This is a genomic window from Mediterraneibacter glycyrrhizinilyticus, from assembly GCF_015560805.1.
Classification (GTDB): domain Bacteria; phylum Bacillota; class Clostridia; order Lachnospirales; family Lachnospiraceae; genus Schaedlerella; species Schaedlerella glycyrrhizinilytica_A.
Genome location: NZ_JADMSO010000003.1, coordinates 141,172 through 159,673 on the forward strand (window position 1 = coordinate 141,172; position 18,502 = coordinate 159,673).

At 47.6% G+C, this 18,502-nt stretch carries 20 protein-coding genes; 17 read left to right on the top strand and 3 right to left on the bottom strand.

Features of this window, described 5'->3' with window-relative positions:
• Window positions 1-12 precede the first annotated feature (12 nt).
• Window positions 13-1,848 carry an ATP-dependent helicase gene (locus I2H87_RS04260; RefSeq protein WP_117549310.1) on the top strand — a complete coding sequence of 612 codons (1,836 nt, stop codon included), beginning with the start codon at window positions 13-15 and terminating at the stop codon, window positions 1,846-1,848.
• Here I2H87_RS04260 and I2H87_RS04265 read toward each other — a convergent pair.
• Window positions 1,831-2,151 (bottom strand): DUF1292 domain-containing protein, encoded by a 321-nt coding sequence (locus I2H87_RS04265; RefSeq protein WP_009268332.1) that lies wholly within the window; start codon window positions 2,149-2,151, stop codon window positions 1,831-1,833. The genes I2H87_RS04260 and I2H87_RS04265 overlap by 18 nt on opposite strands.
• A 177-nt stretch (window positions 2,152-2,328) precedes the next feature.
• Here I2H87_RS04265 and I2H87_RS04270 point away from each other — a divergent pair, with 177 nt between their 5' ends.
• Genes I2H87_RS04270 through I2H87_RS04280 form a run of 3 tightly spaced genes read left to right on the top strand, consistent with a single transcriptional unit; the run spans window position 2,329 to window position 5,655 of the window.
• Window positions 2,329-3,324, top strand: coding sequence for a sugar ABC transporter substrate-binding protein (locus tag I2H87_RS04270; protein ID WP_022151517.1), 996 nt, complete (start codon window positions 2,329-2,331; stop codon window positions 3,322-3,324).
• A gap of 16 nt (window positions 3,325-3,340) precedes the next feature.
• Window positions 3,341-5,122: an alpha-amylase family glycosyl hydrolase gene (locus I2H87_RS04275; RefSeq protein WP_117549314.1), complete on the top strand. Its 1,782-nt coding sequence runs from the start codon at window positions 3,341-3,343 to the stop codon at window positions 5,120-5,122.
• The gene (locus I2H87_RS04280) at window positions 5,119-5,655 is read left to right on the top strand and encodes a DUF5662 family protein (RefSeq protein WP_009268329.1); all 537 of its coding nucleotides are present in this window, start codon (window positions 5,119-5,121) and stop codon (window positions 5,653-5,655) included. Before I2H87_RS04275 ends, I2H87_RS04280 begins: the two co-directional genes overlap by 4 nt.
• 73 nt (window positions 5,656-5,728) lie before the next feature.
• Here the strand turns inward: I2H87_RS04280 and I2H87_RS04285 are convergent, their stop codons facing one another.
• Window positions 5,729-6,208 carry an S-ribosylhomocysteine lyase gene (locus tag I2H87_RS04285; RefSeq protein WP_009268328.1) on the bottom strand — a complete coding sequence of 160 codons (480 nt, stop codon included), beginning with the start codon at window positions 6,206-6,208 and terminating at the stop codon, window positions 5,729-5,731.
• A gap of 182 nt (window positions 6,209-6,390) precedes the next feature.
• On the opposite strand from I2H87_RS04285, the gene I2H87_RS04290 reads away from it, so the two are divergent.
• The 13 genes from I2H87_RS04290 (at window position 6,391) to I2H87_RS04350 (ending at window position 17,010) form a co-directional block, all read left to right on the top strand.
• Complete coding sequence (locus tag I2H87_RS04290) at window positions 6,391-7,035, top strand: histidine phosphatase family protein (protein ID WP_009268327.1); 645 nt, start codon at window positions 6,391-6,393, stop codon at window positions 7,033-7,035.
• Between the two features lie 21 nt (window positions 7,036-7,056).
• Window positions 7,057-7,314, top strand: coding sequence for a LytTR family DNA-binding domain-containing protein (locus tag I2H87_RS04295; protein WP_009268326.1), 258 nt, complete (start codon window positions 7,057-7,059; stop codon window positions 7,312-7,314).
• A 1-nt stretch (window position 7,315) separates the two neighbouring features.
• On the top strand, window positions 7,316-7,549 hold the full coding sequence (locus tag I2H87_RS04300; RefSeq protein WP_195609409.1) for a hypothetical protein: 234 nt from the start codon (window positions 7,316-7,318) through the stop codon (window positions 7,547-7,549).
• Window positions 7,550-7,565: 16 nt separating this feature from the next.
• Window positions 7,566-9,011, top strand: coding sequence for a family 43 glycosylhydrolase (locus I2H87_RS04305; protein ID WP_195609410.1), 1,446 nt, complete (start codon window positions 7,566-7,568; stop codon window positions 9,009-9,011).
• 18 nt (window positions 9,012-9,029) lie between these two features.
• The gene (locus I2H87_RS04310) at window positions 9,030-9,209 is read left to right on the top strand and encodes a hypothetical protein (protein WP_009268323.1); all 180 of its coding nucleotides are present in this window, start codon (window positions 9,030-9,032) and stop codon (window positions 9,207-9,209) included.
• Between the two features lie 73 nt (window positions 9,210-9,282).
• Window positions 9,283-9,981, top strand: coding sequence for an ABC transporter ATP-binding protein (locus I2H87_RS04315; RefSeq protein ID WP_009268322.1), 699 nt, complete (start codon window positions 9,283-9,285; stop codon window positions 9,979-9,981).
• Window positions 9,978-11,555 (top strand): putative ABC exporter domain-containing protein, encoded by a 1,578-nt coding sequence (locus I2H87_RS04320; protein ID WP_117549316.1) that lies wholly within the window; start codon window positions 9,978-9,980, stop codon window positions 11,553-11,555. Before I2H87_RS04315 ends, I2H87_RS04320 begins: the two co-directional genes overlap by 4 nt.
• A 40-nt stretch (window positions 11,556-11,595) precedes the next feature.
• Complete coding sequence (locus tag I2H87_RS04325; protein ID WP_009268320.1) at window positions 11,596-12,072, top strand: methylglyoxal synthase; 477 nt, start codon at window positions 11,596-11,598, stop codon at window positions 12,070-12,072.
• Window positions 12,073-12,368: 296 nt separating this feature from the next.
• Window positions 12,369-13,541 carry a recombinase RecA gene (gene recA / locus I2H87_RS04330; RefSeq protein ID WP_009268319.1) on the top strand — a complete coding sequence of 391 codons (1,173 nt, stop codon included), beginning with the start codon at window positions 12,369-12,371 and terminating at the stop codon, window positions 13,539-13,541.
• Between the two features lies 1 nt (window position 13,542).
• Entirely contained in the window at window positions 13,543-14,157 is a 615-nt protein-coding gene (locus I2H87_RS04335; protein ID WP_009268318.1) for a regulatory protein RecX, read from the top strand.
• Between the two features lie 91 nt (window positions 14,158-14,248).
• Window positions 14,249-15,790 (top strand): ribonuclease Y, encoded by a 1,542-nt coding sequence (gene rny, locus I2H87_RS04340; protein ID WP_044955018.1) that lies wholly within the window; start codon window positions 14,249-14,251, stop codon window positions 15,788-15,790.
• Window positions 15,791-15,878: 88 nt separating this feature from the next.
• The gene (locus I2H87_RS04345) at window positions 15,879-16,418 is read left to right on the top strand and encodes an NUDIX hydrolase (protein ID WP_009268316.1); all 540 of its coding nucleotides are present in this window, start codon (window positions 15,879-15,881) and stop codon (window positions 16,416-16,418) included.
• A gap of 52 nt (window positions 16,419-16,470) precedes the next feature.
• Window positions 16,471-17,010 carry a stage II sporulation protein M gene (locus tag I2H87_RS04350; protein WP_009268315.1) on the top strand — a complete coding sequence of 180 codons (540 nt, stop codon included), beginning with the start codon at window positions 16,471-16,473 and terminating at the stop codon, window positions 17,008-17,010.
• Window positions 17,011-17,084: 74 nt separating this feature from the next.
• Here the strand turns inward: I2H87_RS04350 and I2H87_RS04355 are convergent, their stop codons facing one another.
• Complete coding sequence (locus tag I2H87_RS04355) at window positions 17,085-18,431, bottom strand: polysaccharide biosynthesis protein (RefSeq protein ID WP_117549318.1); 1,347 nt, start codon at window positions 18,429-18,431, stop codon at window positions 17,085-17,087.
• Window positions 18,432-18,502 lie beyond the last annotated feature (71 nt).

Genomic DNA, 18,502 nt, shown 5'->3' on the forward strand with positions numbered 1-18,502 from the left:
AAAGAGGAAGGTATGGGGTTTAACCAGGCACAAAAGCGTGCTGTTTTGCACAGAGAGGGTCCGTGTCTAGTGCTGGCGGGACCTGGGTCAGGAAAGACACTGACCATTGTAAATCGAATCAGGCACCTCATCGAGGAATGTAAAGTAAGACCAGAAGAGATTCTGGTCATTACTTTTACTAAATATGCGGCGGCGGAGATGAAAGCGAGGCTGCTCAAGTTATGCGGCGGGAAAAAGCTTCCGGTGACGATGGGGACGTTTCACGGCATTTATTATGGCATCTTGAAATGGGCATATCGGTTCGGACCGGAAAATCTGCTCTCGGAAGAAGAGAAATATCGTCTGATCCGCCATATCGCGAGCCATGAGGAACTGGAGATTTTTGACGTGGAAGAATTTTTGCAGGATCTGACGGCGGAGATCGGACTGGTGAAGAATAACGGACTGGATATTCAGACGTATCAGAGTAAAAAATGTGCGCCGGATGCGTTTCGGCGGATCTACTGTGAATACGAACGGATGCGGAAGCAGGCGAGAAAGATCGACTTTGACGATATGCTCGTATTGTGCCGGGATCTGTTTTTGAAACGTCCGGATGTTTTGAAAATGTGGCAGCAGAAATTCCGATATATTTTGATCGATGAGTTTCAGGACATCAATCAGGTACAGTATGATGTGATCCGGATGCTGGCGGCTCCGGAAGACAACCTGTTTGCGGTCGGGGATGACGATCAGGCAATCTATGGATTCCGCGGAGCGGATTCTAAGTTAATGTTCCGCTTCAAGGAGGATTATCCGCAGGCAGATCAGATTCTTCTGGATGTGAATTACCGGTCTACATCCAACATCGTGAGAAATGCACTGCGTGTGATCGGTCATAATGAGATCCGTTTTGAAAAAGAGATCAAAGCCAATCGCCCGGCGGGGGCAAGTCTTCATGTACAGGAACTGAAAGATTCCCAGGAAGAGGGGCAGTATGTGGCGGATGAGATCGAAAAAAGGATCCGGGAGGGCGTAAAAGCGGAGGACATTGCCGTTTTGTATCGGATCCATACCGACGCCAGAAGTGTTGTGGAGGGATTGCTGGAGAAGAAGATCCCGTTTCAGATGCGGGAACATATGGCGAATCTCTATGATCATTTTATCGCAAAAGATTTACAGGCATATTTCCGGATGGCGGACGGCGAATTTTCAAGGAGTGATTTTCTCCAGATCATGAACCGGCCGAAACGGTATATCAGCCGAGAAAGCGTATCGGGAAGCCGGAAGATTTCGTTTGAGCAGATCCGGATTTTTTATGAAGAGAAAGAATGGATGCAGGATCGGATCGATCAGTTCGAGTGGGATATCCGTATGCTGAAAAAGATGGCGCCGTATGCGGCGATCCAGTATGTGAGAAGAAAGATCGGTTATGATGAATTTTTAAGAGAATATGCAGCCGGAAAACGGATGCCCGCAAGCGATTTGTTCGAGGCACTTTCGGAGATCGAGGAAGCCGCAAAACCATTTCAGACATTTGCGGAATGGTTTGCGCATATCGAGGAATATACGAACGCATTGAAAATGCGGCAGCAAAAACGGGAAATGGATGCTCCGGGAGTACGGCTGATGACGATGCACGCGGCAAAAGGGCTGGAATTTGATACGGTTTTTATCGTACAGGCGAACGAGGGGCGGATCCCTTACAAGAAATCATTGAAAGAAATGGGCGAAGAGGAAGAGCGCCGATTGTTTTATGTGGCGATGACCCGTGCGAAAGACGTGCTGAAGATCACATATGTAAAAATAAAAAACGGAAAGGACGCAAAGCCTTCCCGTTTTGTCGATGAATTATTCGAGGGAGTCTAATCCGAGTGCGTCAAGATCCAGCGCCTCGTATTCCTGCGCGTCGAGCCATTCATCATAGGCGTCGGCAACAATCTCGAATTCTTCGTCATCGTCGATATTTTCCAACTGAGGTTCTTCTCCCTCTGTCTCAAGATAGCGGTAGAGGAATACACGGCTTTCCTCGTCGGTGTCACCCTCATCGTCGAGAGGAAGCAGTGCGATGTAATCTTTTCCCTGAACAGGGAGGATGCACAGGATCGCGCATTCCACAGATTCATCGTTGTCAAGAAGAAGTGTTACAGTGTCCATTGCTTGTTCGTTCATGGCGTCTCCTTTCCAGAATCATAAATTCTTGTATACTAACGCTATCAAATTTAGAGAAAAAAAGCAAGTAAAAAAGGTAATGAAAAAGCGAAAAAGCAATTTAGAATGGCACTATTGACATTCTGAGACGGAAAACGATAGAATGAATGAAAAGAACAAAACAGGAGAAAGCAGAAGATGAAAAAAAGGATATTAAGTATCCTGCTTACAGCGGCATTGGCATGCATGGTGCTGGCAGGATGTAAGAAAAATGTAGGAACGCCGGAAGACAACGCGGTGGTTGAGACGGAAGAGGGCGCTGAAGAAGAGGAAGAAAGCGGATATCTGTTTGGATACAGCGGGATCGACATGGACAACCCTTATTTTGAAACACTGGAACTTTCGATCAAAACGACGTTGGAGGAAAAAGGGCATCGGATCATGACAAAGAATCCGGGGGCAGATGCAGCGCTCCAAAATGAGCAGATCCGGGAACTGATCGAAGCGGATGTGGATGCCGTATTTTTAAGTCCGGTGGATCAGGAGGAGATCACTCCAGCGCTGGAAGAACTTCAGGAGGCGGGCATCCCGGTAGTGAATGTGGATACCAGAGTGAAAGCGGTAGATCTGGTGGATGCGTTTGTGGGATCGGATAACAAAAATGCAGGATATGTGTGTGGAAAAGATTTAAAAGAGCGCTGTCCGGAGGGAGGAAAAGTTGTGATCCTTGAGAGTCCGGCGACGAATTCTGTCAATGAACGGATTACCGGGTTCGAGGAAGCGATCGCAAACAGTGGATTTGAAGTGCTGGAACGAGTGGATGTGGAGGCGGATTCGGAAAAAGCAAAAATCTCGATGCAGGCTTTTTTGCAGGAACATCCGGAAATCGATGCGGTGATGTGCGGAAATGATCCGATCGCTCTGGGTGCGCTTCAGGCGATCCGGGAGGCGGATCGGACCGATATCCTTGTTTACGGCGTGGACGGTTCGCCGGCGGCAAAAGCCGAGATAGCAAAAGCAGGAAGTCAGTTTGTCGGAACCGGAGCACAGTCTCCGATCAACATCGGAAAGACCGCTGTTAAGACTGCGATCGCGATCCTGGAAGATAAAAAATATAAAGAAGAGACTTTGGAAGAAACATTTTTGATCACAAGTGAAAATGTAGAGTTGTATGGAACTGACGGCTGGCAGTAGGAGGTTGACTGGGAGTATGAAGAAAACAAAGGGATGTCCGCAGCCGCTGGGGGCGGTGAGAATGGGAGAGCGGACGAATTTTGCGGTCGCTGTGCCGGTGGGGAAGAGTTGTGAGCTTTTGCTCTACCGGACAGGCGCGGTAAAACCGGAGGCAGTCTTCGAGATGCCGGAGGAAGAGGGACTTGGGGAAGTCCGTTTTCTGGCGGTCGAGGGGATGACTGGGGAAAACTATGAGTATAATTACCGGATCGACGGGCGGATCTGTGTGGATCCGTATGTGAAAGAATTGTCCCGTACCCGGAAGTTCGGAGAGAAACCAAAGCCGGAAAAAGACGAAGTGCGGGGGCGTTTTTCGGAGGAAGACTATGATTGGGAGGGCGATACATTTCCGAAGATCCCGTATCATGAGGTGATCGCATATAGTCTTCATGTACGCGGGTTTACAAAACATAGTTCATCCAAAGTAAAACATAAAGGCACATTTGCCGGAGTGGCTGAAAAAATCCCCTATCTTCAGGAACTTGGGATCAATCAGATCCAGTGTATGCCGGTCTATGAATTTGAGGAAAAGATCGGCGCGAAAGTAAATTATTGGGGATATGGAAAAGGATATTATTTTGCGCCGAAAGCCGCTTACAGCGTGAGTGGACACGCCCGGCGGGAATTGAAAGATATGGTGAAAGCCTGTCATAAAGCGGGGATCGAGGTCGTTCTGCGAATGCCGTTCGTGCCGGAGCTGAAACCACAGATTTCGATCGAATGTCTGCGGTATTATATGCTGGAATACCATGTGGACGGATTTATCGTAAATCCATATAACGTTCCGATGGAAATGCTGATGCAGGATCCGCTTTTGAAAGGCGTCAAGCTGATGCAGACAGACGACCGTTTTCAGAATACGATGCGCCGTTTCTTAAAGGGAGATGAGGGCATGGTGGGCGATGTGATGTGGGCGATGCAGCATCATTCCCAAGAAGACGGAAAATGCAATTATATTACGGATCATACCGGATTTACACTGAATGACCTCGTATCTTACGATGGGAAGCACAATGAAGAGAATGGGGAACAGAATCATGACGGTCCGGATTATAATTACAGCTGGAACTGCGGTGCGGAGGGGGCGACACGGAAAAAGGCGGTTCTGGAACTGCGGCGGCGTCAGATAAAAAATGCGTTCTTCCTGCTGATGTTTTCACAGGGGACTCCGTGCATTCTTGCGGGGGATGAGTTCGGCAACACACAGAATGGAAATAACAATGTGTATTGTCAGGACAATGAGACTGCATGGCTGAACTGGAATTATGGGAAAAACGGCGGCAGACTGCTTCAATTTGTACGTCAGCTGATCGCTTTTCGCAAAAAGCATCCGGCGCTTCATAAGGCGGCAGCGCTGCTGGGACAGGATAAGGCTGGGTGCGGAATGCCGGATGTATCGTTTCATGGCGAATATGCATGGCAGGCACAGGCAGAAGTATGGAGCAGACAGCTCGGTGTGCTGTACAGCGGGGCGGAAGTCGATGACGATGCCTGCTTTGTGGCATGCAATATGCACTGGCTGAAGCATGTGTATGCACTACCGACGCTTCCGAAGAACGGAATCTGGTATCTTGTGACCGATACCGGTCAGGAAGACGGATTTGCCGAGATCGAGATTGAAAACCAGAGACAGATCGAATTGGATGAGAGAAGCATCGCGTTTCTGATCGGCAGGATACCGGCGATTTTGGAAGAAAAGCAAACGGTGGAAAACGGCAAGGCGGAAAACGGCAGAAAGAAACAGGTTGCAAAGATATGAAAGCGATAGGACATTTTTGCACGATCACGCGGCATAAACTGCTCGTAATGAAACATTGTTTCCGCGTGGGACTTTATAGGCAAGGGCTTCTGCATGATCTTTCCAAATATAGCTGGACGGAATTCAAAGTCGGCTGTAAGTATTATCAGGGAGACCGAAGTCCGAATAATGCAGAACGTGAGACGACAGGCGTTTCCCTTGCATGGCTGCACCACAAAGGGAGAAATAAGCACCATTATGAATACTGGATCGATTATGGTCTGAATGGAACGAACCGGATGATCGGGATGAAGATGCCGGTACGGTATGTGGTGGAGATGTTCCTTGACCGGATGGCGGCAAGCAAAATATACCGGGGCAAGGCTTATACGGACAGTGATCCGCTCCAATATTTCTTAAAAGGCGGCAGGGAAAATTATGTGATGCACCCGGAGACAAAGGCGCTTTTGGAACAGCTTCTTGTGATGCTGGAGGAAGAGGGCGAAGAGAAGACATATGATTATATCCGGGCGTATGTTTTAAAGGAAAAATAAACAGCGGTCAGAATTCCGAAATACTGACGGAGGTCAGAGAAAAGGGATTCTGGCTGCTGTTTTTGTCTGTTGTTTAGTCCGGATAATAGAGCTGATGGTCCTGTGTGTCGGTGAGCACTTCTTTTATGAACTTTTTGGCGATATAGTTCGCCATCGGCAGGTTCATATCCAGATAGTTGCCGCAGTCGCGCGCGCTTGCACCGGGAATATCTCCGGTATACCCGGCGATAAATGTGAACATTTCTTTGATCAGCGGGAGGATCTCGCGGGAAGAATGATCGCCGGTCAGAAGAAGATAGAAACCGGTGCGGCATCCCATCGGTCCGAAATACAGGACATTCTGTTTGTAATCGTCATGATTTCTTAAAAAGGTAGCGCCCAAATGTTCGATGGTGTGGATCTCGGCGGTATTCATGACCGGCTCCTCATTCGGATTGGTGATACGGATGTCAAAGGTGGTGACGACGGTATCTCCGGCATTGTCTTTTCGGGAAACATAGATTCCCGGAACAAGTTTGTTGTGGTCAATGGTGAAACTTGTGATCTTTTCCATAAAAATCGTCCTTTCCTGTCGTAGAATGTCTCTTATTATAGCGGAAATCGGGTCAAATGGCAAGCGGAGAGAAAGCAAAGATCCTGGGGAGGAGAAGTGTTGACGACGACAGAGAGAATGCTTATACTGGATATACGAAAGAACGAATTTTTGTTTGGAATAGAAACGGGAGGAGAGAACAGATGAAATTATATATCGTACGGCATGGGGAGACTGACTGGAATAAATCAAGGCGGGTGCAGGGATTTTCCGATATTCCGCTGAATGACTACGGCATCTATCTGGCCGGGGAAACTGCAAAAGGGCTTCGGGACGTTGCGTTTGACCTCGCTTATACAAGTCCGTTGATCCGGGCGAAAAAGACGGCGGAAGTGATCCTGGGCAGCAGGGAAACGCCGCTTATAGAAGACGCCGCGATCAAAGAGATGGGATTTGGCGTTTATGAGGGAATGTGTATCAGTGGGGAAGCGAAAGCGCGGGAGAGCGCAGAATTTAATAAATTTTTTACCGACACTGCACATTTTATACCTGCCAGAGGCGGAGAGAGCGTGGAGGGACTTCTGGCGCGTACAGGCGCATTTTTACAGGAATTGTGCGCCTCCGAAGAGAATAAGGAGAAGACGATCTTGCTGTCCACACACGGCGCTGCGATGACGGCTCTGGTCAACCATGTCAAAGGGAATCTGGAGACGGCAGATTTCTGGAAAGAGGGCGTGCCGCCGAACTGCGCGGTGACACTGGTGGAAGTGGAGAATAAAAAGCCGGAGATCGTATTTGAGAACCGGGTGTATTATAAAGAAGCGGTCCGCGCATGGACGGTGGATTAAATAAAAGGATGGGATTGGGTTATGCTGCATATCGGAATCGTAGAAGACGAAAAAACATGTCAGGATCAGGGCGTGAAGCGGATGGATACAAGAAATATCCGGTTCCTTGAAAGTCAGGGACACAATATCATCGTACATACACCGGAGGGAGAGTACAGATTCCGGAAGACGATGAAAGAGAAAAATACGGTGAGTGTAGGGGGAGAACAGCTTCAGATCAGCAGATCAAGAAGAAAAGGTCTGATGGAAGCGCTGACGAATTATCTGGGAGGCAAATAAGATGCAGGAGATATCGAAATTATTTACCGTGGTTGCGGAGTGGAGTTCATGCGTGGTCTTCGCTGTCGTATTGAAAAACAGATTTTCTCGTGGAAAAACGGCAGGGATCCTGGCGGGTTTTTTACTCGCTTTCTGTATGCTCCAGACGGGGATCGGCATCTGGTCGGTAGAATTGTGGATTCCGGCGATGGCGCTGATGTATCTGTGTATTTTTGTCAGTTGTGAGATTTGGTGAAAAGGAGAGGATGTAAGTGAGACAACAGGTGTTGAACCCATGCCTGCCGGAAAATGAATATATACCAGATGTGGAACCATATATTTTTGGAAACCGGGTATATTTGTACGGCTCTCATGACAGATTCGGCGCACCGATGTTCTGCATGAATGATTATGTCTGTTGGTCTGCGCCGCTGGATGATCTTGGAAACTGGAAATATGAAGGTGTGATATACCGGAAAAATCAGGATCCGAAAAACCGTCTGGGATTGAGATTGTTGTTTGCACCTGATGTGGTCAGAGGAACAGACGGACGTTATTATCTGTATTATGCATTTGATTTTATGGGGATCATGGGAGTGGCAGTCTGCGAAAGTCCGTGCGGTGTGTTCCGGTTTCTCGGACACATCCGCCATGCGGACGGAACCCTTTACGGGCGGAAAAAAGGAGACGGCTTCCCATTTGATCCGGCGGTTCTTGTAGACGATGACAAAAGGATCTATCTTTACGCGGGATTCGGAACTGCGGTTCCTGCGATCGTGACAGGAGGGAAAAAACTGGAGTTTCAAGGCGGATATGCTATGGAACTGGAAGAAGATATGCTCACGATAAAAGGAGAACCCAAATTGCTTTTTCCGAATCATGGGGAAGATTCTTTTCAGGAACATGAGTTTTTTGAGGCAAGTTCGATCAGAAAATACGACGGGACATATTATTTCGTTTATTCTTCCAGGCACAATCATGAATTGTGCCTGGCGGTAAGCGATCGTCCGATGGAGGGATTTCGGTTTGCGGGAACGTTGATCAGCAACGGCGATCTGTTCCTGAATGGCAATACGGATGAAGAACACGCGGCAAATTATATCGGGAACAATCATGGAGGTCTGTTGAAACTAAAAAATGAATATTATATCTTTTATCACAGACAAACCAACCGGAGTTCTTATTCCAGACAGGTTTGCGCGGAGCGTATCCCGGTTGACGAAAACGGAACGTTTCTGCAGGCGGAGATGACGAGCTGCGGATTGAACGGCGGACCGCTGGAGGGACGCGGAGTCTATGGCGCAAGGATTGCCTGCAATCTATGGTCCAGGGAGGGAACCGGTCGTTACGACTGTCAGCGGCCAAAACAACGGTATAAAAGTCACCCGTATTTTACACAGGAAGCAAAAGGGGATGGCGGAGCAAGACAGTATATTGCAAATATGCAGGACGGAAGCGTGGCAGGATTTAAGTATTTCAGAATAGACAGGGATGTGAAAATCAGTGTCAAAGTACGGGGGACTGCAAACGGGATGATGCGTGTATATCAGGATGCAGACAGGAAGCAGGCTGCCGACTGTATTCCTCTGAACTGTACTTCCGATTACCGGTGGTATTCGGGACGGAAAAACATAGAACAAGGGATACATCCGGTATATTTTGAGTATATCGGGGAGGGGGCGCTTGATTTTTTGGAATGGAAGTTTGAGGAGAGATAGAAACGGAGGATGCAGGAGATGGCAGAAAAAGGGAGAGCCGGTCATACGGTTCTGAAAGAACTCAGGGAAAAACATCCGGTTTTTATGCAGTTCCTTTTATTTTTCATTGTATGTAACGGTGTGACAGTGCTGCAGCTGATCTTGATGCCGGTACTGAAATATATATTTGGAATGACGGATCTGGATAGAATCCATTAAAAATCAGTTGACAAACAGATGCCCCTCTTATATTATTGTACTAAAAGAATAGTACAGTAATGGAGGGGCATTTATGTTAGAGATAAGAAATCTGAGAAAATCATATGGCAGGAATCTGGCAGTGGATGAAGTCAGTTTTTTTGTGCCTGACGGACAGATCGGAATCCTGTTGGGACCGAACGGAGCCGGGAAGTCGACGATCATCAAGAGTATTGCAGGACTGCTCCGTTATCAGGGGCAGATCGGGATCCAGGAGATTCCGGCAAGACAGTTGGAGGCAAAGCGGATTTTCGGATATGTGCCGGAGATTCCGGCAATGTTTGAAGCACTGACGGTGCGGGAACATATCGAGTATATCCGGAAAGCATATGCCAGTTCGATCACAGACGAGGAAGTGGAAGCGCTTCTGGAACGTTTTGAACTTAAAGACAAGCAGGACAAGCTCGGAAATGAACTTTCCAAAGGAATGATGCAGAAAGTCAGTATCTGCTGCGCGCTGGCGATCCGACCGAAAGTGATCCTGCTGGATGAACCGATGGTCGGTCTGGATCCGCGTGCGATCAAGGAATTAAAAGAGACCGTGCGCGAATTGCGGGATCAGGGAGTGACTGTGCTGATCAGTACCCATATGCTGGAGATGGTGGAAGATCTGTGGGATGTGATGTTTGTGATGGAAAAGGGGAAGATCATCGGTTCCTACCGCAAATCAGAAGCAGGCGAGAAAGATCTCGATGATCTGTTCTTTGAGATGACAGGCGGTGATGAGAAATGAAAGCATTGTTGTATGTGACAAAACGAAGTCTGATGAATAACCTGAAGCGTGCGGTGAGAAAACCGGCAACATTATTTCTGATCCTGTTTTGTATCGGATATGCGATTTTTCTGATCCAGATCGGAATCACGGCGGCGAGAAAACTGCGGTTTGATTCAGCAAAAGGATTGGTTGTTCTTGTGACGATCTGGGCTCTTTATGTATTTTTTGCCGATTTTTTAAGTTATGCATCGAAAAAAGGGGTTTTGTTTAAAAAAGGACAGACACATTTTGTCTTCCCGGCTCCGATCAGTCCGAAACTGGTTCTCGTATACAGTGCCTGGATGAACTATATTTTTTCCGTTGGAGTGAACTTGCTGTTTGCGATCGCGGGCGCGACGGTATTTGGTGTGGCATGGTGGAAAATGGTACTGTTTTTCTTCCTGGGGTGCGGACTTGAGATCGTTCTGGAATGCAGTACGATGGTGATCCTTTACACAAACGAACAGATTCCGGCGAAAGTATTAAAGGGAATCTGTATAGGGATCAAAGTGTTTTTGATCGGGATCACTCTGCTGATCGTATATTATTTTTGGAAAAATGGGATCACTCTGGAGACGGTGTTTGCATTTTTTGACTGGAAGATTCTTCAGATCATTCCGGTCGTTGGATGGAATATCGCATTGTACCGACTGCTTCTTTTAGGACCGACTATGCTGAATGCGATCTGCTCCGTGCTTTATATCGGATGCGCGGTAATTTTATTCGCGGCGGCATTTCGTATGAAATGCGGCGGCGGTTATTATGAGGAAGCGGCGAAATTTGCCGATGATTATGCCGAGATGCGCAAGCGCAGCAAAAACGGCGAAATGGTCATGGGAATTGGAAAGAAAAAACGGAAATTCCGAAAAGTAGAGGGTGAATTTTCGGCTCATGGGGCAAGAGCCGTATTTTACCGCCAGCTTTTGGAATATAAAAAAGAAAAGTATTTTATTTTCTCGAAGATGACACTGACCAGTTTATTTCTGGCGGCGATCATGTCTTTTGTGATGCGGAGCGCTGCACAAAAGACCGGTCATCCGGAATTGTTTTTGCTTGGAGTACTTGCTTATGTGACGCTGTGTATGACCGGGTATCTCGGAAAATGGGAGACGGAATTGAAAAATCCATATCTTTTCCTGATCCCGGACAGCCCGTTTAAGAAAATCTGGTATGCGACGTTGATGGAACATGTGAAAGCGCTGGCGGATGGGATCCTGATCTGTGTGCCGGTGGGATTCGTGTGGGGGATCCGGCCGGTCTATGTCGTGCAGTGTATTCTGATCTATACGGTGCTTCAGGCGAACAAACTGTATCTGAAAGTGATCGCACAGTGGATGGTTGGCGAACTGCTCGGGAAAACCGGACAGGAACTGATCCGCGGTCTGATGCAGATGGTGATCCTTGGTCTGGGAGCAGGAATCGCGGTGCTTGTCGGACTTTTGATCGATCCGGATCTGGTCTTTCCGATTCTTCTTATATATAGTCTGATCGTGACAACTCTGGTCGGGCTTCTTGCGGCAATCCGATTTGACTCGATGGAACAGATGGTGTAAAATATATTTCACCAGAGACAATCCGAGGAGGTAGAAGACAATGCTGAATGAAGATTATGTAACCGTTGAAATAGGAAAAGCAAAACATATTGCACTGGTAGCACATGACGGGAAGAAAAAAGAACTGGTAGAGTGGTGTGACCGGAATAAAGAGATACTGAAAAGTCACTTCCTCTGCGGAACAGGAACGACAGCGCGGTTGATCTCAGAGAAGACCGGACTTCCGGTCAAAGGATACTGCAGCGGTCCGCTTGGCGGAGATCAGCAGATTGGTGCGAAGATCGTGGAGGGACAGATTGATTTTATGATCTTTTTGTGGGATCCGTTGGAAGCGCAGCCGCACGACCCCGATGTAAAAGCACTGCTTCGGATCGCAGTTGTTTATGACATTCCGATCGCAAATAATCTTGCAACTGCAGATTTTATGCTGAATTCAAGATTTATGTCCGAGGAATACAGCAGACGGATCCAGAATTTTAACAAGACGGTGAACGACCGTGTGGAACAGATGAAATAGCAGACAGGGAAACAGCATCGCAGAAGATCGATCTGGAATGATTTTGATCGGTTCTGTGATGCTTTTTTCTTGCGGAGCCGGAGGAGGTTATGATATGATATACATAACCCGCAAGGATCCGGCGGGGTCGGCATGGCGGTTCCGCCAGCATAACAAGTCAAAGTTTCTTAAGATTCCTGTTTGTCCGGGTTCCGGAACATTCCAGAATGAAAGAAAATAAGGTTGACATTTGCAGTGAAGTATAATACTATTACATTCAGGAAACGAACAACTGTTCGTGTAAAAGGAGAGCAATTATGGCGAATACAAGTGAAGAAAAGAAGAAAACGCTGGGTGTAGCGAATACAAGTGAAGAGAAGAAGAAAGCGCTGGATGCAGCGATCGCAAAATTAGAGAAAGACTTCGGAAAGGGAGCCGTGATGAAGCTCGGGGAGTCGGGAGCACATGTGAATGTGGAGACTGTGCCGACCGGATGTCTGAGTCTGGATCTTGCGCTGGGATTGGGCGGTGTTCCGAAAGGACGTGTGATCGAAGTATACGGACCGGAATCCAGTGGTAAGACGACGATCGCCCTGCATATGATCGCGGAGGTACAGAAGCGCGGCGGTATTGCGGGATTTGTGGATGCAGAGCATGCGTTGGATCCTGTATATGCGAAGAATATCGGTGTGGATATCGACGAACTTTATATCTCACAGCCGGACAGTGGGGATCAGGCGCTTGAGATTGCAGAGACGATGGTGCGCTCCGGCGCGATCGATATCATCGTGATCGACTCCGTTGCAGCGCTTGTGCCAAAGCAGGAGATCGAGGGGGATATGGGAGACAGCCATGTGGGTCTGCAGGCAAGACTGATGTCGCAGGCGCTCCGTAAACTGACGCCGGTCATCAGCAAGTCTAATTGTATTGTGATCTTTATCAACCAGCTTCGGGAGAAAGTCGGCGTAATGTTCGGAAGTCCGGAGACGACGACCGGAGGACGCGCGCTGAAGTTCTACGCTTCCGTGCGTATGGATGTGCGCAGGATCGAGACATTGAAACAGAGTGGCGAGATGGTTGGAAACCGTACAAGGATCAAGATCGTAAAGAACAAGATCGCGCCGCCGTTTAAAGAGGCGGAATTTGATATCATGTTCGGAAAAGGCGTTTCAAAATCCGGAGATATCCTGGATCTTGCATCAGGGATCGATGTAGTAAAGAAGAGTGGTTCCTGGTACGCATATGAGGGAGAAAAGATCGGACAGGGACGGGAGAATGCAAAGAGCTACCTCGAATCCCATCCGGAGATGATGGATGAGATCGAGCAGAAAGTTCGCGCACATTATCATCTCGGAGAAGAGTACCGGGAAAAAGAAAGTGCAGATGATCTGAAACTGACAGCAAAAGCAGATTCGAAATCAGCCGACAAATCATCGGATAAGGCAGACGCACAGAATGGAAAAACGGCAGATAAGACGGAGCAGGCATAAGATGCTTGTGACAAAAGTGGAGCCAGTGACAAAGACAAAGTACCGCGTGGAACTGGATCAGCAGTTTGCATTCGTTCTCTATAAAGGGGAATTGGCGAAATTTAGCATTCGGGAAATGGAAGAAATACCGGAAGAACAGTACGAGAAGATCCGGACTGAAGTGATCCTGAAACGTGCCAAGCTTCGTGCAATGCACCTTTTGACTGATATGGCGCGGACAGAGCGGGGACTGCGCGAAAAGCTGAAGCAGGGGATGTATCCGGAGGATCTGATCGATGCGGCGATCGACTATGTGAAGTCCTTTGGATATCTGGATGACGACTGTTATGCGGAACAGTTTGTCGAGTCAAGAAAAGGAACCAAAAGTAAAAAAGAGATCCGTGCGCTTCTGCTTCAAAAAGGCATTTGCGCAGAGAAAATCGATCAGGCACTGGAAAAATGCTGGCAGGAAGAGGATTCGACAGAGGCGATCCGTGCACTGATCCGTAAAAAAAGAGTGGATCTTTCACAGGCGTCAGACCTGGAAATACAGCGTTTATACGGCTTTTTCGGGCGCAAAGGATTCCGTTTTGAGGACGTCCGTCAAGTAATACAAAATTATAATGAGAATGCTTGACATCGTTGTGAAAACAGTATAAAATTTAACTGTTGTATTTATGTAAGAATGTACAATGAAAATTGAATAAGGAGGTGCTCCTGTGCCGATAATGTACATCGTTATTGCTGTGGCCCTCGCGTTGATCGTTGGTGTTGTTACTCGCTTTGTTACGATTTCCAATTTGAAGAAGAATGCGGAATCAAAGATCGGGAATGCGGAAGCAAAGGCAAGAGAGATTATTGATGATGCCGTAAAGACTGCTGAGACGACGAAAAAGGAAGCTCTGCTGGAAGTGAAAGAAGAGTCGATCAAGACGAAGAATGAACTTGAGCGGGAATCCAGAGAACGTCGTTCGGAATTGCAACGCTATGAAAAAAGAGTGCTGGCGAAAGAAGAGACTGTTGATAAACGGTCTGAGGCGATCGAGCAGCGTGAAGCTAAGTTCACAGCAAAGGAAGAGCAACTGAGACATCGCGAAGAAAAAGTGGAAGAGCTCAGTCAAAAAAGGTTACAGGAACTGGAACGAATCTCAGGTCTTACCTCCGAACAGGCAAAAGAATATCTGTTGAAAACTGTTGAAGATGATGTGAAGCATGACACAGCCAAGATGGTAAGAGAACTGGAAGCACAGGCAAAGGAAGAAGCGGACAAAAAAGCGAAAGAATACGTCGTGAACGCAATCCAGAGATGTGCTGCCGACCATGTGGCAGAGACTACGATTTCCGTAGTACAGCTTCCGAGCGACGAGATGAAAGGAAGAATCATCGGAAGAGAGGGACGGAATATCCGGACCCTGGAGACACTGACAGGTGTAGAGTTGATCATTGACGATACGCCGGAAGCAGTTGTACTTTCCGGATTTGATCCGATCCGCAGGGAAGTTGCTAGGATTGCCCTCGAGCGTCTGATCGTAGATGGAAGAATCCATCCGGCCAGAATCGAGGAGATGGTTGAGAAAGCGCAGAAAGAAGTCGAGACGATGATCCGGGAAGAGGGAGAAGCGGCAGCACTTGAAGTTGGTGTTCCGGGAATCCATCCGGAGTTGATCCGTCTGCTTGGACGTATGAAATTCAGAACAAGCTATGGGCAGAATGCATTGAAGCATTCTGTGGAAGTGGCGCAGCTTTCCGGTTTGCTTGCCGGAGAGATCGGGCTGGATGTCCGTATGGCGAAACGTGCGGGACTTCTCCATGATATTGGAAAATCCATCGATCATGATGTAGAGGGATCCCATATTCAGATCGGATCGGATCTTTGCAGAAAATACAAAGAATCCCCGATCGTGATCAATGCAGTAGAGTCGCATCACGGCGACGTGGAGCCGGAGACATTGATCGCCTGTGTTGTACAGGCAGCTGACACGATTTCGGCAGCGCGTCCGGGTGCGAGAAGAGAGACCATCGAAACATATACAAACAGATTAAAACAGTTAGAAGAGATCAGCAACCAGTTTAAGGGCGTTGATAAGTCTTTTGCTATTCAGGCAGGTAGAGAGATTCGAGTAATGGTAGTTCCGGAACAGGTATCTGATGATGATATGGTACTTATGGCGAGAAATATTGCAAAGCAGATCGAATTTGAGTTGGAATATCCAGGACAGATCAAAGTCAATGTGATTCGTGAATCACGAGTTTCAGATTATGCCAAGTAAGTAGATCAGACCGGTTTTTAAATGTATGACCCTTGTCCGTTTCGGACAAGGGTTTTTCTGTGGAAAAATGAGAAAAAGGAGAAGAGACATGAGTGAAAATATAAAGCGGATCAACCGTGAGCTGAAATTTAAAGGCTCTATTTTGGAATTTTATCAGGATACGATGGAAATCAACGGGGATCACACCGCAGTATGGGATTTTATCCATCACAAGGGGGCTGCAGCGGTAGTTCCGGTACTGGAAGACGGGCGGATCCTGATGGTGCGTCAGTACCGCAATGCACTGGAGCGCGAGACGTTAGAAATACCGGCCGGAGCGCTGGATGCGGCGGACGAGCCGGGGATTGTCTGTGCGATGCGGGAGCTGGAAGAGGAAACGGGATACCGTGACGACACATTGGAACATCTGATCACTTTGCGTACGACGGTGGCGTTCTGCGACGAGCGGATCGAAGTGTTTGTGGCGAGAAATCTGACACCGTCCAAACAGCATCTGGATGAAGATGAGTTTATTGAGCTGAAAGCATATACGATGGAGGAATTAAAACAGAAAATTTTCTCAAAGGAAATCGAGGATTCCAAGACTGTTGCGGCATTGATGGCATATGCCGTGAAATACGGCTGCTGATTCCGTATAAATAGGAGTAAGCCGGCATATATTGAACTATCAGAGGGGAGGAATGCCGGTGAAGACATTTCGAACGAGAAAGCAGATGTTTGCTCTTTTTATGCCGGGCTTTCTGTGTGGGATCTTATATGTGAATTTTGCATTAAAACAATATATGACCGATATGGGAATCTTTAACCTGCAATTTCTGGAACAGTATACAGGGACAGAGTTTGTGGCAAAAGAATATTTACTATATCTGACGGGAATCCGGCTGCTTCCATTTGGAATACTGACCGGACTGGTGCTGACGCGTATGCGCAGGATCATCTCGTTTGTATTTCTTGCATGGACGGGCTTTTCTTTAGGGACTCTGCTGACGATGGCAGTATTCTATATGGGTTTGAAAGGGATTGTTTTTTGTATAGCTGGGATCTTTCCGCAGTTTTTGTTTTATATTCCGGCATATGTGGTCGTGCTGTGGTACGGGATGACTTATCCCCAGAGTCGGTGGAATCACCAGAAAACGATATTTGTGATCGGAATGATGTTGACGGGACTGATTTTGGAAGCATACGTGAACCCGGTGTTTGTAAAGATGATTTTTTCATAAAGAGAGCGGAAAGCGGCAGAGTGCCGGAGAAAGAAGCGGGATAAAATCCCGGGACTTTACCGGCATTCTGCTATTTATTTTGTTTTGCAATGTGAAACGGAAGCGGATATGACGAACACGGCAAACAGAGTGACGGTAAACTGGCTGAGAAGCAGACCCCATAAATAGCCGCGGATACCGAATCGCGGGATCCCATAAAAAACACTTCCGATCCGTAGCGCGAGACCGGCGGCGTTGATCAGGAATGTGGAGCCGGTCTTTCCGAAACCGTTGATCACGCTGAGCAGAGCGCTGTTGGTGTACAAAAACGGGCACATCCATGCTAAAGTTACGATGAACTTTCCGGCTGTCCGGCTGTTGAAAAGCGTCATGCCGATGAAAGAACCCGTAAGCAGGAAAAACAGGCAGCACGAGAGACCGAGAATAAAACAAGCGGCAGTGACTTTTTTGATCAGGTCTGCGAGCTCTTTTTTCGTTTTTGACGTCTGTATTTCAGCGATGGTCGGCATGAGCATGACGGAGAGGGAATTGGTAATGGCGGATGGAAATAAAATACAGGGAAGCGCCATTCCGTTTAAAACTCCGTAGAGGCTCAAAGCTTCGGAAGTGCTGAGATGATATTGCCGGAGCTTTCCGGGGATCGAGATCGCTTCAATACTTTGGAGAAGATTGAGCAGTACCCGGTTTGCAGTTAAAGGCAGGGAAAGCGGCAGCAGTTCTTTGAGTCCGCAGAAGAGCCCGGAGAGCGAAAGGTGTGAGCGTGTAGCGTTCTTTTTTTCGGGGCGGGAAAAAGGGCGGAAAAATGTATGCAGTGTGTAGAGGGCGGAAACCATTTCACCAAGTACGAGTCCGCCGACCGCAACGGCAATCGAGGCGGTACCGCCTTGTTTTTGGATCATGAAACAGAAGAAAAATACCGAGGTGATCCGGGCGGTCTGCTCGATCAATTGTGAGAGCGCCGGGATTTTTGTCTGCTTCTTTCCGAAACTGTATCCGCAGATGCAGCTGTGGACTGCGGAGAATGGCATGGTGTATGAGAGGATTACAAGAAGCTGTTGACAGCGTGCATCTCCTAATAATTGATTGGCAATATATGCCGCATGGTCTTGAAGAAAGATCGTGCTGATACAGGAAAGGAAAAACGAGAAGAGAAGACCTGTATAAAGAACGTGATGGGCTTCCTGCTCTTTCCCAAGTGAAACCTTGCAGGCTACTGTCCGTGAAATGGCAGTTTCAATGCCGGCCGTTGTGAGAGAATAACAAAGTGCATAGACAGGGAATATAAGCTGATACAGCCCGACACCCTCTTCCCCGAAAGAATGACTCATAAAAATACGATAAAAAAATCCCATAAACCGGCTTAAAAAACCGGTCATGGTAAGGATCAGTGTACCGCGGATGATGGAAGATTTTTTTGCCATAGACTGCTCCTGAAAGAAAGGATTTTTATAACATATTCTGAAAATAGACTTGACAGAACACGGATAAGAAT